We start from the raw sequence: 13,858 nt of genomic DNA, 5'->3' as shown, positions 1-13,858 counted from the left end.
AAATTTTTCAAATATCTTCAAAGATCGGGTCTTCAAGGCTTCTCTGCAACACACCATCATTTTTACTATTTTTTCCGTCGTCTGCACCATGTCCCTTTCCTTAATGCTCGCCATTTTGCTCAACCGGAAAATCCGCGGAGTGAACTTTTTCCGTTCCGCCGTCTTTTTCCCCTATGTGGCTTCCGTGGTTGCCGTCGGAGCGGTGTGGAACGCCATGTTCCTGAAAGACGGAGGCCCGGTGAATACCATGCTCCAAGCGCTGGGCGTCTCCAATCCTCCCGGTTGGTTCGCCTCGACCAAATGGGCGCTTCCCGGGGTCATCATCGTATCCATCTGGAAGAACATGGGATATTTCATGATCATCTATCTGGCTGCGTTACAGGACATTCCATCCACCCTGTACGAAGCGGCTGTCATTGACGGCGCGAATGGGTGGCAGAAATTCAGGAATGTTACCTTCCCCCTGCTGGCGCCGGCCCATTTCTTTGTCTTCATGATGCTTACCATCAACAGTTTCAAAGTGTTCGACCTGATCTGGGTGCTCACCGACGGAGGTCCGGGAATCGCGACGAAAGTCCTTGCCAACTACATCTATGACAGGGCGTTTGTTTCCTGGAACTATGGGTATTCCTCGGCGGCTTCCATGATCCTCTTTTTGATCATCGGGACCATCACGATCATCCAGTTTACCGTCCAGAAAAAATTCGACGATGTGATGTAAGGAGAAGGTACCATCATGCAGATCACCAAAGAAAACAGACTCTCTTCCATCGCCCGGTATGTGGGGTTGGTCATCATTGCGATCCTTACCCTTCTGCCGTTCGTCTGGATGCTTTCCGCTTCCTTTAAAAGCGATATTGACGTTTTTTCCGTTCCCATCCAATGGATTCCCAAAACCTTCCATCCTGAGAACTATGTCAAAATATGGACGAAGATTCCGCTTGGCCTGTTCACCTACAACAGCATCAAACTTACCGTGATCATCACCCTCATCCAGCTGGTGACATCATCATTCGCCGCCTATGGATTTTCAAAATGCCGTTTCAAAGGGCGTGATACGTTGTTTGTCTGCTACATCATCACCATTGCCATTCCCTGGCAGGTGTACATGCTTCCCCAGTACATCATGATGCAGAAGGTCCATCTCATCGACACCCACCTGTCCATCATTCTCCTGCAAAGCTTCACTGCATTCGGGGTGTTTCTTCTCCGACAATTCTTCCAAAGCGTTCCCAATGAACTTCTGGAAGCGGCCAGGATCGATGGCTTGACGGAATATGGCATTTATGCCCGCATCATGCTTCCCCTCTCCAAGCCGGCGATGGCCACGCTGACCATCTTCTCGTTCGTATCCGTCTGGAATGACTTCATGGGGCCTATGATTTACTTCAACTCCACGCGAAACAAAACCATTCAGCTTGGCATCCGGATGTTCATCTCCCAGTATTCCGCAGAGTACAATTTGATCATGGCAGCATCACTTTGTTCGTTGGTTCCCGTCTTCATCCTGTACGTCTCGTTCCAACGGTTCTTCATACAAGGAATCGCGACAAGCGGACTGAAGGGATGAGCCCTCACCCCAGAAGCAACGCCAGGAGTCCGGAAAAAATGCAGGCCGACAGGTTGGACAGGAAATTCACCATGTCGTTGTCCATCCACGGCCAGCCATGTTCCAGCTGGAATTTCACTCCTCCGGCACCCTCATGTTCCGTCAAGCGGTCATGCTGCTCATCGTAGTAGCATGCCTGGCAGGTACAGCCCAGGAAACTGTCGAACACCGATCCGAAAAACCCACTGACGGTGACGATGGCCGCCAGGAGGAACGCGTGCCCGTTGGGGATGAAGAAGTTGGATAGCCAGCACAGGGCGATCACCGCGGAGGAGAGCAAGCCGGCAAGGAGGCCGGTAGTCGTCACGGCACCGGACAACCCTTTGGGCATCGGACGGCCGGTGAGCAGGCTGACCGGCTTCTGGCGTGACATCACCCCGATCTCCCCGCTTGCCGTATCGCTTGCCGCCTCGGCGATCACAGCGCCGAACATCACCAGCACGACGGGAGAAGAGAAGAAAATGTACAGGATGGCACAGACCAGCGCCAGGCCGCCGTTGGCCAGCACCTGCCGGCTGTCACGCATCCCTCCTTTCTTTTGGATCAACTCGCTCCTCTCCTGCCGGTACATCCGGGAAACCTTGCCCATCACCCCTGCGCCCAGAAAGAACAACACCATGACGAACAGCGCGCCATAGCCAAGGATCCAGGTGATTCCGAAGCCGACGACCACCGCCGCCACCGCGCCATCGACCTTCAGTTGCCTGCCTTTCCACGCAAAGAACCCCAACAGGAGCATCACGGCAAGCAGAATCCACGAAGCGTACGGAATTGGGAAGAACCATTTGTTCAGGTGGGAGGCAAAGGACAGGCAGTCCGGCACAAGGTTGGCGAAACGATCCATCACAGCACCCCGGCGACCAACGCCACGATAATCGGGACGGACAGGTTGTCCAGTCCATACGGAGTCGCCGCTTCCAGCACGGCGGCGACCAAGGCGACAAGCAACGCGACAGGAAATGATCGTAACGTCAGCAAGGAGACGATCAAGGAAGCAAGGAACATCACGCCGAAACCAAGCCACGTTTTCTGGGACATGTACCACGGCAGGTTCTTCTTTCCCCACGTCGTGCCGATCATGGCGGCGAAACTGTCCCCGTAGGCCATGCACAGCACGCCGGTCAGGCAGGCAAGAGAGGCCAACCCGGCACGGTACTGCAGAATGACCAGCACCACCAACGCAACGGGATAATAGACCAACCCGAAGTTCTTCCGCCGTTCACTCTCCCCTTGGCGGAAAACGATGTACAACCCATTGAGCAGAATGAACAATGCGGGAAGCACCAATGCGTCCCCCATGGTGGGAAAGAGCCTCATCTCCAAAAACCACCAGTTGCCCACGCCCATGTGGACGATCTTCCGCTGGACCATCTCGGAGGCGCCGACCTTCCCTGCCAGGAAGGCGACCAACAGTGTGGAGAAGAACAGAAGGAAGGTGTACAGGTACCGCATCGGCTTACAGACAGGCAAGAAGCGCCGCCACATCCTCCTCGGTTGTAGCCCAGCTGGTGGCAAGGCGGATGACCGATCGGTCTTTATCCAATGGCTCCCACAGGCTGTAGACGACCTTCTTGGACAACGGCTCCAGCACCGTATTTTTCACCACGGGAAACTGTTGGTTCGTGACGGTCTCGGGATGGAACGTGTAACCTTTTGCCGAAAGACCGGACTTCAGCTGGAGGGCAAGCTCCACGGCGTGCCGGGAGATGCGGAAGTACAAGTCATCGGAGAACAGTGTTCCGAACTGCAGTCCCAACAGCCAGCCTTTGGCAAGGAGCGCCCCATGTTCCTTGGTGATGGTAAAGAAATGGTCGGCGAGTTCCGCTCTGGTGAACACCACCGCTTCCCCGAACAGGGCTCCGACTTTCGTCCCGCCGATGGTGAAGACGTCCGTCAACGATGCGATGTCGGACAACGACACGTCCGTTCCCGGGGCGACCAGACCGTATCCCAGACGGGCTCCGTCCAGATACAGCGGAAGGTGATACTGCGAACAGACAGCGTGAAGATCAGAGAGTTCCCGTTTGGTGTACAGTGTTCCGCTCTCCGTCGGGTGGGAGATGTACACCATGCCCGGCTCCACCATGTGGTCGTGGGTGTCATTGGCCAGGAACGCTTCCATGTATGAAGCGACGGAGGATGCGGTCACTTTTCCATTTTCCGGAGGCAGGCAGAGCACCTTGTGTCCGGTATACTCCACCGCTCCCGCCTCATGGCCGGCGATGTGTCCGCTTTCTGCGGCGAACACTCCCTGGTACTGCCGAAGGAGCGCGGCGATGACCGTGCTGTTCGCCTGCGTCCCTCCCGTCAGAAAGTGGACGACGGCATCCGGGGAACCGCACACCACTTTGATCCGCTCTTTGGCGTCCTCACACACCGTATCCTTGCCATAGCCGACATGATGGTCAAGATTGGTCTTCTCAAGCGCGTCCAGAATCTCCGGACAACACCCTTCCTGGTAATCAGAGGCGAAATACAACATCAGGACACTCCTCAGCCAAGACAGTGTATCCCAGAGGAAAAGAAAGGACTAGAGGATAAAAGAGAAACGATCAAAAGGGAGCTTGCTCCGTTTCACCAGCTTCAGCAAACTCCTGTGGTTCCTCAATCAACTGCAAACCTGATACTTCAATGATTGTACGATGTGTCACTCCCCTTCCCCTGATCCGGTACCAAGGAGGTTGGGGAATGCTTTGGAAGATCATGATGCCAGAGCCTGATGGGGAAGCGTCCAAGAGATAATTGATCACATTTTCCGCCAGCGCGTCATTGATTCCTGATACGAACGTATTCGGTTTCGGTTCAATGAACCAACATTTGATCCTTCCCCGCACTGCCGGAGGGAGATGTTCTGCGATGACCACTACCACTGTGTGACTCTTTCTCAAACAAAGACGCGACGTCCGGCCCGATTTTCTCCAACAGATGACTTGCCATTACTCGTTTCCGAAATGCGTCAGCCACTACGGCGCGGTTATACTGGCCGCCAAGCTCACGTGTCATGGAAAAAGCGAAATCTATGGTAAGTTCCGCTTTGTACAAATCATATATATCGTGTGCCATTCACAACCAAGAGTTTTTTATAAAAAATCATAGGCTTTCAAGCTAACTTGGGAACACCTCCGCTAACGCGGAGAAAAGAGTGACATATCGTGTCTCTCGGGTTTTATGAAACCATAGATAGTGTCTTTTGTCGAGTGCTTTTGAAGATGCTTAATTGAGAAGATGAAAAACCAATGGATATGCCTCAAAAGCAACCATCATGGGTCAAGGGCGTTTTTTAAAGAAGAACCTTTTTGTTCATGGAAGGTCCCCTGCCGCTTTTGACGTTTCACCTTTTCCAAATGTCCTCGAACACTGATCAGGGGCACGTTCAAAACGAAGCGGGAAATGGATACCTCAAAAACCCATGCTATACCAAGTCGAAAGCCCTTCTCACGTTGCGGAAACAGCCACAACCCCTTTCAAAGATCCTGTTGTATTTAAGTTTAGATCCGAATCTGCACCGAGGTGATGGAGAAGTGCATTTGGAGGCTTGGAATGCAGTTTATCTCCGATAACGGAGCAAAACAGGGAAGTCCATTGCTCTGGACAGCAACTTTTCAACCTTTTCGTATTTGTTTTCCGGCTTGTTCATGATCACCGAGAACATATTGAGATAGCCCTGCAGTTCAAACCTCATGAAACCGGAATGCGCGCGCAGGAACAGTTGGAGAAGCCTGCAAAGGTCGTTTATCGGGTCAAGTGGATTGTCGTCGTCAGGCAGCTTCTTGATTTCCCTCGAGTCATATACCTCACTCTTCAAATTCAGTTTCTCCACCAGTTTCCGGTGGGACTTTTCCTTGTCGTGCACCAATGTGGAACCTGGGGCGATATGACTTGAAAAGACGTCCAGGGTTTTCTTTCCTGACGTCTTGCCTGTCCCCTCGAAGACAAACATCGACTGTCCGTGGCTGTCACGGGCGACGCCTATGCAAAGCTGGTTCCTGGAAAGCCCCCTATACTCTGTGCCGTCATCATGGTGCTCGATATCGTCTGACCTGACCTTGCAGAACGTCTCGTCAATCCATATGCGGTCCTTGAGGACAACCTCGTCCTGGATCCCCTCAAGCAACAGGAATGTCTTGTCCATCCAATACATCGTCGTATTGTTGGAATTCCTGTTCACCTTTGAAGTTAGGCCGAAACTGCCGTACCCGAATATGTCCAGCAGGAACCCGATCCATTCGGAAATCGGTATCTTGTGGCTGTCGAATATGGTGTTCGTGATGGCGGTGAAGCGTCTCCCGCATGCGTTGCATTTGAACCTGGCGATACCGCCGCTCGATTTCCCGTCTTTGACGATCTTGTCGGACCCGCACATCCTGCAGGTCTTCAGCTCGTACGAATTGATGAACTCGGATTCGTCCATCTCCTCAAAAGTCGGGTGCCTGTGCGCGTAATCCCTCTCCGTACAGCGGTCTATGAAAGATTGGAGAGGTGTCGGATTCTTGTCCTCTGTCCAGGGTCCTTCTTCTTGACTTGGTCTTGATGTCTCTTTTCATGGGTGGTAGTCCAATGGTACTCGGGAATGACTTGTTCTTGGACTACCACATCTCGTAACAAATCATTCCTTCGTACGTAGCAAAGTATATCAGCTGCCAATGGTCGTTTTCAATCAATCTATCAGATGACGTTTATCACCTCGGTGCAGATTCGGATTTTTAAGTTTTCAATTTCACCCCCTTTTCAAAGTTACATACCGGAATGGGTGTACAGATTGACAGTCCGACCAACTCATGCTATTTTTCGTAGTGCTTTCGTTATTTGAGTTGCAGCTAGTCTGTTATCCTATTTGTTCGATGATGCGTTACTGAATCTCTTTCCCGCAGACAGGTTAAAAGTTCGAGACTGCGCCAATATGAAGCAAAAGTTTTTAACGCTGGGTTGAGTCCAGCAAAGGATGCTTTTTATGGCAAAGAAAATTTATGTTGGTAACATGAGTTACAACACCACCGAAGAAGAACTTCGGGACCTGTTCGCACAGTATGGCACTGTTAACAGCGCCACGATTATCATGGATCACGAGACCCATCGCCCAAAGGGGTTCGGTTTTGTTGAGATCGAAGAGGACGACAAAGCTGCTGACGCCATCGCACAGCTTGACGGAAAAGTGTTTGGTGGTCGCAATCTGCGGGTCAACGAAGCTATTGCAAAGCCTCGCACTTCCCGTGGACCGATGCACGGCTAATTAATTGATACATGATTCAGTAACGAGAGGGGACGCGTTGCGTCCCCTTTTCATTTGTCCGCATGATCCTTTCCTTTCGGGAAAACCCTGATGAGCAGGCCAATTTGTTTGCAATCCTGCGGGGATTATTGTATATTTATACGCGGACAATGCTCTGATATGCACATCAAGGAGAAGTTTCATGAGAGAACGCAACAACCGCCTTGCGGTGGTGAAGGAACTGATCAAAAACAATCGTATTGACAACCAGGACACCCTCCTGGACATGCTCAAGCACGAAGGGTACAACGTGACCCAAGCGACTCTCAGCAGAGACTTGAAGATGCTGAAGGTCGGCAAGATTTCCGACGGATGGTCCGGATATTACTACGCGCTCCCCGAAAACGACCTGGTCAGCGAAAGCGAAAAGAGTTACATCCAGGACGTCCGACGCGGCATCCTTTCCATCGAGTTCAGCGGCAACTGCGGCGTCATCAAGACACGACCGGGCCACGCCAACAGCGTCGGCATCGCGCTGGACATCCTTGCGCTCCCTGAAATCCTCGGAACGCTCGCCGGCGATGACACCATCTTCGTCATTCTTCGGGAAGGAATGACCAAGGAAGACCTTCTGGAGAGTTTCAAGACCAGGATCCCTGAGATCAACGAATAGGAGTTTTCACATGCAATACAAAAATCTGGATTCAGCGGAGGCGTTCAAAAGACTCTGCGCGATTCCCCATGTCTCGGTAAAACAGGAACTGACCGTAGACCGCCTCAAAGCGTACGCCATGGACGCCGGTGGCGGCCTGACCTACCACTACGCGACCATGCCGGTCAATGACGCCATCATCGATGAACTGCAGAAACTGGCAGACGAACAGCAACTGCTGGAGAAATACGACGCCGTCCTCTCAGGGGAAATGATGAACCCCGGTGAGAAGCGTCTGGTCCTCCACCACCTGACCCGCGGCCAGATCCTCGGGGACGTCATCGCCGACGGTGAAAACCTCGGCGAATTTTACCGTACCCAATTGGAACACATCCGCTCATTCAGCGAGAAGGTGCGCAGCGGAGCCATCAAAGGCTCGACGGGCAAGACCTTCACCACCGTCTGCCAGATCGGCATCGGTGGTTCGGATCTCGGCCCCCGCGCGCTGTATCTCGCCCTTCAGGGATACGCCGCAGGCAAAGGCATCAAGCAGCTGGAAGCGAAGTTCATCAGCAACGTGGATCCTGACGACGCCGCCCAGGTGATCGCTTCGCTGGATCTGGAACGGACGCTGTTCGTCCTGGTCTCCAAGAGCGGGACGACGCTGGAGACGCTGACCAACCGTGATCTGGTGCTGGACGCCATCAAGGAAAGCGGCATCCCGGGCATCATCCCCGGCAAGCACATGGTCGCCGTGACGAGCAACACCAGCCCGCTTGCCAAGGACGAAGGCATGCTGGACGCCTTCTTCATCGACGACTACATCGGAGGCCGGTACAGTTCCACCAGCGCCGTCGGTGGCGTGATGCTCTCCCTTGCCTTCGGATACGACGTATTCCAGGAACTTCTGGACGGAGCCCATCAGGCGGATACGCTCGCCCGGGAAAAAGACATCCGCAAGAACGCCGCGTTGATGGATGCCATGATCGGCGTGTACCTGCGCAACGTCTTGTACCACCCCATCACGGCGATCCTCCCCTATTCCCAGGCGTTGATCCGCTTCCCCGGCCCATTCTGCAACAGTTGGATATGGAAAGCAACGGAAAGCACGTCAACCGAACGGAGAGAAGGTGGGCTACCCCACCGGACCGGTGATCTTCGGGGAACCGGGAACCAACGGGCAACACTCGTTCTACCAGTTGCTCCATCAAGGAACGGACATCATCCCACTGCAGTTCATCGGCTTCCATGAGAACCAACGGGGGAAGGACATCACCATCCAGGGATCGACCAGCCAGCAGAAACTCAATGCCAACCTGGCCGCCCAGATCGTCGCGTTTGCCCGAGGCAAGGATGACGAGAACCCCAACAAGCAGTTCGAGGGAAACCGGTGTTCTTCGCTGCTGTCCGGGAAGCAGCTCACCCCAAAGGCGCTGGGAGCGCTGCTTTCCCACTTCGAGAACAAAGTGATGTTCCAGGGCTTCGTCTGGAACCTCAACTCGTTCGACCAGGAAGGCGTGCAACTGGGCAAGGTGCTTGCCAAGAACGTCCTGTCCGGGTGCAAAGGGGATCCGGTGCTCAAGGCGGTCTCCGATCTCCTGTAACCTGAGTGTTTTACTCATATTGACGACCGTCATCCGACGGTCGTTTTTCATAGGTCCAAGCCCATTTTTTCCTTTTCACGGGTACACAAACCGACGATATCGTGTATGATGAAGAATGGGCTGTTGGAGGAGCGTAGCAATGACCGTTGGAAAAGGCATAAACAGGGTCGATGCCGCGGCGAAGGTATCCGGAGAGGCGCTGTACTGCGCCGACATGGTGCCGAAGCACGCATTGACGGCAAAAGTGCTGCACAGCACGATCGCCAATGGAAAGGTGGTCGCGTTTGATCTCGAGGAGGCGAAGCGCGTTCCGGGGGTCGTCAAGATCATCACCTGCTTTGATGTGCCTGACATCCAGTTCCCCACAGCGGGACACCCTTGGTCAACCGAACCATCCCACCAGGACATCGCAGACCGGAAACTGCTCAACACCCGGGTACGGTTCTACGGCGATGAGATCGCAGTGGTGATCGCCGAGGATGACCTTTCCGCCCAGCACGCGCTGGAAAAGATCAAGGTCACCTATGAGGAGTATCCCGCCTTCTTCACCGTCCAGGACGCAATGAAGCCGGAGGCGACCCCGCTCCACCCGGACATCCGTCCGACCAATGTCATCGTCAAGACCAACTATGAGGTGGGAAGCTTTGACGAAGCCATCAAGGAACCGGGCTTGATCAAAGTGGAAGGCGATTACCAGACGCCGGTGGTCAAGCACTGCCATCTGGAGCCGGTCAGTTCCTACGCCTACATGCAGGATGGAAAGATCGTCGTGGTCTCGGCCACCCAGCTTCCCCACATCATGCGGCGGATCATCGCCCAGGCGCTGGGCATCGGAGCCGGAGAGATTCGGGTCATCAAACCGTACATCGGTGGCGGCTTCGGCAACCGACAGGACGCGTTGGTCGAACCGCTTGCCGCCTATCTGACCACCCAGGTCGGAGGCAGATGCGTCAAGGTGTTCTACACCCGGGAAGAGACCTTCTTCGGAAGCCGCACCCGCCATGAGATGCTGTTCCACATCACCACCTACGTCCGGAAGGATGGTACGTTCGCCGCACGGAACATCGAGGCGTACTCCAACAACGGAGCCTACGCATCCCATGCCCACGCGCTGGTGGCGAACGCCGTCAACGAGTTCCGCATGATGTACCCCACCGGAGCGGTGAAGAGCGTCGCCTATACCGTCTACACCAACTGCCCGACAGCAGGCGCCATGCGGGCGTACGGAATTCCGCAGATCGACTTCGCCATGGAGTCCCACATTGATGAGATCGCCCATGTGCTGGATATGGATCCCATCGAGGTGCGACGGAAGAACTGGATGCAGCTGGGCTATGTCGATCCCGGCACCTCCATCACCTGCCACACCACGGCGCTCGCCGAATGCGTGCAGAAAGGAAAGGAATTCATCCATTGGGACGAGAAACGCAAGGCATACGCCCATCAGGAGGGGCCGATCCGCCACGGCGTGGGTATGGCGATCTTCTGCTACAAGGTAGGAGGTCTACCCCATCTCGCTGGAGACTTCTTCCTGCCGGATGGTGCTCAACCAGGACGGCAGCATCCAGCTGCAGATGGGGAGCGACGGAGATCGGACAAGGCGCCGACACCGTCTTCACCCAGATGGCTGCGGATGTCCGTCGGACTTCCGTTCGACAAGGTGCACATCGTCTCCCAGCAGGATACCGACGTCACCCCGTACGACAGCGGGCGCTACGCGTCCCGCCAGACGTACGTCGGCGGCATGGCGGTGAAGAAGACCGGTGAGAAACTGAAGGAGCAGATCCTGGCCTATGCCGGCACGATGCTCCACAAGGATCCGATGGACATGGACATCGTCGATGGCAACATCGTCCGGAAAGGAACCAGCCAGGTGCTCACCACGGTGGGGAACGTCGCCATGGAATCCTGCTACAGCAGGTCCAACAGCAACCATCTGCACGCCGAGGAGACACACCACTGCACGGACAACACCTTCGCATTCGGGGTGACGTTCGCAGACATCACGGTGGACATCCCGATGTGCCAGATCACGGTGGACAACATCATCAACGTCCATGACTCCGGCGTCATCATCAATCCCAAAGCGGCCGAGGGACAGGTCCACGGCGGCATGAGCATGGGGCTTGGCTACGGACTTACCGAACACATCATTCTGGATCCAAGACAGGCAGGATGCTCAACGACAACATGCTGGATTACAAGTTGATGACGGCGATGGATACGCCGGATCTGCACTGCGCGTTCGTCGAGACGAAGGATCCCACCGGTCCGTTCGGCAACAAGGCGTTGGGGGAGCCGCCGTGCATCGCACCGGCTCCGGCTGTCCGCAACGCGTTGTATGACGCCACCGGCGTCGCCGTTCCGTCCATCCCGCTGAATCCGGAGAAACTGTACTTCGCGTTCAAGCAGGCCGGATTGATCAAAGAGGAGGACTGAGGCATGTTCGATTTCAAGGAATTGTATCAACCCAAGAATCTTGCCGACGCACTCAGGTTGCGCAAGGAGCATCCCGATGCCGTCATCCTCGCCGGAGGCAGCGATGTGTTGATCAACATCCGCGCCGGAAAGGAAGCGGGACGGGACATCCTGAACATCTTCGGTCTGGACGAACTCAGAGGCATCTCGATGGAGCCAGACGGGACATTGGTCATCCTTCCGTTGACCAGTTTCTCCCACGTCTCCCAAAGCCCGTTGATCCAGCAGAACATCCCGACGCTCCAGGAAGCGGTCGACCAGGTCGGCGGACCGCAAATCCGGAACATCGGGACGATCGGGGGCAACATCTGCAACGGCGTGACCAGCGCCGACTCCGCCACCACATTGAAGGCGTTTGACGCCATCCTGGAATTGTCCAGCGTGGAGGGCAAGAGGATCGTCCCGTACGCCGACTTCAACAAAGGACCGGGAAAGGTCGATCTCCGGCCGGATGAGCTGCTGACCGCCATCCGGATTCCCAAGGAAAGCTACCAGGACACCTACGGGCATTACATCAAGTATGCCATGCGTCGGGCGATGGACATCGCCACGATGGCCTGTTCCGCAAACGTCCGGCTGGATGCCAAGAAACAACACATTGAACGGATGCGCATCGCCTACGGCGTCGCGGCCCCGGTACCGGTCCGCGGCTTCACCGTGGAAAAGGTGGTGCAGGGACGAGGCTTCGACCAGGCATTGCTGGACGACGCGGCGAAAGCGGCGCTGAACGACGTCAATCCCCGCACCTCATGGCGGGCATCCAAGGAGTTCCGGATCCATTTGATCGAGGAACTGACCCGACGGGCGCTGAAGACGTCCATCGAACGAGCAGGAGGCAAATTCAATGGCTAAGCAGGTTCTCACATGCACCATCAACGGGAAACCGGTGGAGGAATACATCGACGTCCGGATGTCTTTGGCGGACTTTCTGCACAACGAGATGGGGCTGACCAGCGTCAAGAAAGGCTGTGAGGTCGGAGAGTGCGGCGCCTGCACCGTGTTGATCGACGGCGAGACGTACGACTCCTGCATCTATCTGGCCATCTGGGCCAACGGAAAATCGATCCGGACATTGGAAGGCCTCTCCGATGCCGAAGGGCACCTGTCCGACCTGCAGCAGGCGTTCGTCGACGAAGGCGCCGTCCAGTGCGGGTTCTGCACCCCGGGCTTCATCATGTCCGCCGTCCCCATGGTGGAAAGCGGCAAGAAGTACACCCGTGATGAGATCCGCAGGCAGATCTCCGGCAACTTCTGCCGATGCACCGGCTACGAGAAGATCATCGACGCCATCGAAAAGACGATTGACGGCAAGGACAAGCAACAATCCTGAATCAATCAAGCGGAATGTTCCATGCAATGGTGGTGGAAAATCCTTTTTCCTCTGGTTCAAGCCTGGCGACCAGCGTAGGGGCGCGGAGCGCCTTCTTCAGCTTGGCGTTGTACGAACCACCCCAGACAAAGAGCTGGGTCACGGCGACCACCCGCGCCAAGGCAAGGGAGCCCAGTCCGATCCATCCCATGGTCTGCCCTACCTGCCCCAGTTTGGTGGGTTCATAATAGGAGCTCCCATGAGCGATGGACTGGAAGATTACCGTCACGAGAAAATCAACGCCCCAAAGGAGCATCCCCAACCCGGAGATGCTAAGTGAAATGCCGTCAAAAGACATCGAAAGGGTTCTGCCCATTGTGTCTCCAATCATCCGGGAGCCGGCACCGAAGCCCAAAACCGCCTGCAGCAGCGAAGGGACGAACAGGTTGAGCTTGTGCTCCTTGAAGTACTGGTCCCTTCCCGCGTCATCCAGCGTCGGAGCCAGGGTTTTTGCCTGATTCAGCGCATCAGGCCTCCAATCCTTGCTGATCGTAGGGGTCGCGGATGTCGCGCCACGAAGAAAGACACTCAACAGGTCGTTTGAACGGGCTGTCACCGGTACCACCAGGAATGCGCAGAGGATCACGGACAGAAGAATGGTCTTTCGCATTTCGGTCTCCTTTCCTCAAGCATAGGGGATGTACGGCGAAAACGCAAGGAAAACGGAGTCAGAGACAAACTTCCCACATTCCGGGACATAAAAAAACCAACCCGGGAAAAGGAGGTTAAACCCAAGGTTGGTACAAAAGGAGGTTAGAAAAAATTCCGATGTTGTGCTGCCTTACGGCGGCTTCTCGTTGTCTTTTCTGTCCGCAATATAGTAGTTTACCGGTTAAGTGTCAATATTCTTAAAAAAAATTTTTTGACTTTTTATTGTATGGTCGGTAATTATGAAAAAAAGGTCGGTATTTTCTCAAAATTGAACGATACCGACCTT

Annotated in this window: 14 protein-coding genes and 1 pseudogene; 9 read left to right on the top strand and 6 right to left on the bottom strand. The window is 54.9% G+C overall.

The window, feature by feature from the left end:
* Together LKE28_04085 and LKE28_04080 are read left to right on the top strand one after the other, a co-directional pair.
* Nucleotides 1–721 (top strand): sugar ABC transporter permease (locus LKE28_04085; GenBank protein MCH3907432.1); only part of this gene is annotated, 721 nt, incomplete at its 5' end.
* Nucleotides 722–736: 15 nt separating this feature from the next.
* On the top strand, nt 737–1,570 hold the full coding sequence (locus tag LKE28_04080; protein MCH3907431.1) for a carbohydrate ABC transporter permease: 834 nt from the start codon (nt 737–739) through the stop codon (nt 1,568–1,570).
* Between the two features lie 4 nt (nt 1,571–1,574).
* On the opposite strand, the gene LKE28_04075 is transcribed toward LKE28_04080, so the two are convergent.
* From LKE28_04075 to LKE28_04055, 5 genes are all read right to left on the bottom strand, one after another.
* Nucleotides 1,575–2,453: a DUF92 domain-containing protein gene (locus tag LKE28_04075; protein MCH3907430.1), complete on the bottom strand. Its 879-nt coding sequence runs from the start codon at nt 2,451–2,453 to the stop codon at nt 1,575–1,577.
* Complete coding sequence (locus tag LKE28_04070; protein ID MCH3907429.1) at nt 2,453–3,094, bottom strand: hypothetical protein; 642 nt, start codon at nt 3,092–3,094, stop codon at nt 2,453–2,455. The genes LKE28_04075 and LKE28_04070 overlap by 1 nt, the downstream gene beginning before the upstream one ends.
* The gene (locus tag LKE28_04065; protein ID MCH3907428.1) at nt 3,066–4,091 is read right to left on the bottom strand and encodes a beta-eliminating lyase-related protein; all 1,026 of its coding nucleotides are present in this window, start codon (nt 4,089–4,091) and stop codon (nt 3,066–3,068) included. Before LKE28_04065 ends, LKE28_04070 begins: the two co-directional genes overlap by 29 nt.
* A 70-nt stretch (nt 4,092–4,161) precedes the next feature.
* Entirely contained in the window at nt 4,162–4,479 is a 318-nt protein-coding gene (cas2e, locus tag LKE28_04060) for a type I-E CRISPR-associated endoribonuclease Cas2e (GenBank protein ID MCH3907427.1), read from the bottom strand.
* Nucleotides 4,480–5,156: 677 nt separating this feature from the next.
* Entirely contained in the window at nt 5,157–6,020 is an 864-nt protein-coding gene (locus tag LKE28_04055) for a hypothetical protein (GenBank protein MCH3907426.1), read from the bottom strand.
* A gap of 540 nt (nt 6,021–6,560) precedes the next feature.
* On the opposite strand from LKE28_04055, the gene LKE28_04050 reads away from it, so the two are divergent.
* The 7 genes and pseudogenes from LKE28_04050 (at nt 6,561) to LKE28_04020 (ending at nt 12,882) form a co-directional block, all read left to right on the top strand.
* The gene (locus LKE28_04050; GenBank protein MCH3907425.1) at nt 6,561–6,839 is read left to right on the top strand and encodes an RNA-binding protein; all 279 of its coding nucleotides are present in this window, start codon (nt 6,561–6,563) and stop codon (nt 6,837–6,839) included.
* A gap of 181 nt (nt 6,840–7,020) precedes the next feature.
* Nucleotides 7,021–7,491, top strand: a complete 471-nt coding sequence (locus tag LKE28_04045; protein ID MCH3907424.1) for an ArgR family transcriptional regulator — start codon at nt 7,021–7,023, stop codon at nt 7,489–7,491.
* A gap of 157 nt (nt 7,492–7,648) precedes the next feature.
* Nucleotides 7,649–9,074 (top strand): annotated as a pseudogene (gene pgi / locus LKE28_04040) (glucose-6-phosphate isomerase).
* A gap of 139 nt (nt 9,075–9,213) precedes the next feature.
* Nucleotides 9,214–11,283 (top strand): molybdopterin-dependent oxidoreductase, encoded by a 2,070-nt coding sequence (locus LKE28_04035; GenBank protein ID MCH3907423.1) that lies wholly within the window; start codon nt 9,214–9,216, stop codon nt 11,281–11,283.
* Nucleotides 11,265–11,513, top strand: coding sequence for a hypothetical protein (locus tag LKE28_04030; protein MCH3907422.1), 249 nt, complete (start codon nt 11,265–11,267; stop codon nt 11,511–11,513). The genes LKE28_04035 and LKE28_04030 overlap by 19 nt, the downstream gene beginning before the upstream one ends.
* A gap of 3 nt (nt 11,514–11,516) precedes the next feature.
* Nucleotides 11,517–12,404 (top strand): xanthine dehydrogenase FAD-binding subunit XdhB, encoded by an 888-nt coding sequence (xdhB, locus tag LKE28_04025; GenBank protein MCH3907421.1) that lies wholly within the window; start codon nt 11,517–11,519, stop codon nt 12,402–12,404.
* Nucleotides 12,397–12,882, top strand: a complete 486-nt coding sequence (locus tag LKE28_04020) for a (2Fe-2S)-binding protein (protein ID MCH3907420.1) — start codon at nt 12,397–12,399, stop codon at nt 12,880–12,882. Before xdhB ends, LKE28_04020 begins: the two co-directional genes overlap by 8 nt.
* Nucleotide 12,883: 1 nt before the next feature.
* Here LKE28_04020 and LKE28_04015 read toward each other — a convergent pair whose 3' ends face one another.
* Nucleotides 12,884–13,531, bottom strand: coding sequence for a P13 family porin (locus LKE28_04015; protein MCH3907419.1), 648 nt, complete (start codon nt 13,529–13,531; stop codon nt 12,884–12,886).
* Between the last annotated feature and the right edge of the window lie 327 nt (nt 13,532–13,858).

It is taken from the genome of Sphaerochaeta sp., assembly GCA_022482495.1.
GTDB lineage: Bacteria > Spirochaetota > Spirochaetia > Sphaerochaetales > Sphaerochaetaceae > RUG023.
Note: the sequence above shows the minus strand (reverse complement) of the source record. Positions and strands in the feature narration are given on the sequence as shown.

Bases quoted from the DNA above. Each gene is read 5' to 3' on its own strand.
- LKE28_04080 (MCH3907431.1), top strand. From the start codon at position 737: ATGCAGATCACCAAAGAAAACAGACTCTCTTCCATCGCCCGGTATGTG.
- LKE28_04075 (MCH3907430.1), bottom strand. From the start codon at position 2,453: ATGGATCGTTTCGCCAACCTTGTGCCGGACTGCCTGTCCTTTGCCTCC.
- LKE28_04070 (MCH3907429.1), bottom strand. From the start codon at position 3,094: ATGTGGCGGCGCTTCTTGCCTGTCTGTAAGCCGATGCGGTACCTGTAC.
- LKE28_04065 (MCH3907428.1), bottom strand. From the start codon at position 4,091: ATGTTGTATTTCGCCTCTGATTACCAGGAAGGGTGTTGTCCGGAGATT.
- LKE28_04055 (MCH3907426.1), bottom strand. From the start codon at position 6,020: ATGGACGAATCCGAGTTCATCAATTCGTACGAGCTGAAGACCTGCAGG.
- LKE28_04050 (MCH3907425.1), top strand. From the start codon at position 6,561: ATGGCAAAGAAAATTTATGTTGGTAACATGAGTTACAACACCACCGAA.
- LKE28_04045 (MCH3907424.1), top strand. From the start codon at position 7,021: ATGAGAGAACGCAACAACCGCCTTGCGGTGGTGAAGGAACTGATCAAA.
- LKE28_04035 (MCH3907423.1), top strand. From the start codon at position 9,214: ATGACCGTTGGAAAAGGCATAAACAGGGTCGATGCCGCGGCGAAGGTA.
- LKE28_04030 (MCH3907422.1), top strand. From the start codon at position 11,265: ATGCTGGATTACAAGTTGATGACGGCGATGGATACGCCGGATCTGCAC.
- xdhB (MCH3907421.1), top strand. From the start codon at position 11,517: ATGTTCGATTTCAAGGAATTGTATCAACCCAAGAATCTTGCCGACGCA.
- LKE28_04020 (MCH3907420.1), top strand. From the start codon at position 12,397: ATGGCTAAGCAGGTTCTCACATGCACCATCAACGGGAAACCGGTGGAG.
- LKE28_04015 (MCH3907419.1), bottom strand. From the start codon at position 13,531: ATGCGAAAGACCATTCTTCTGTCCGTGATCCTCTGCGCATTCCTGGTG.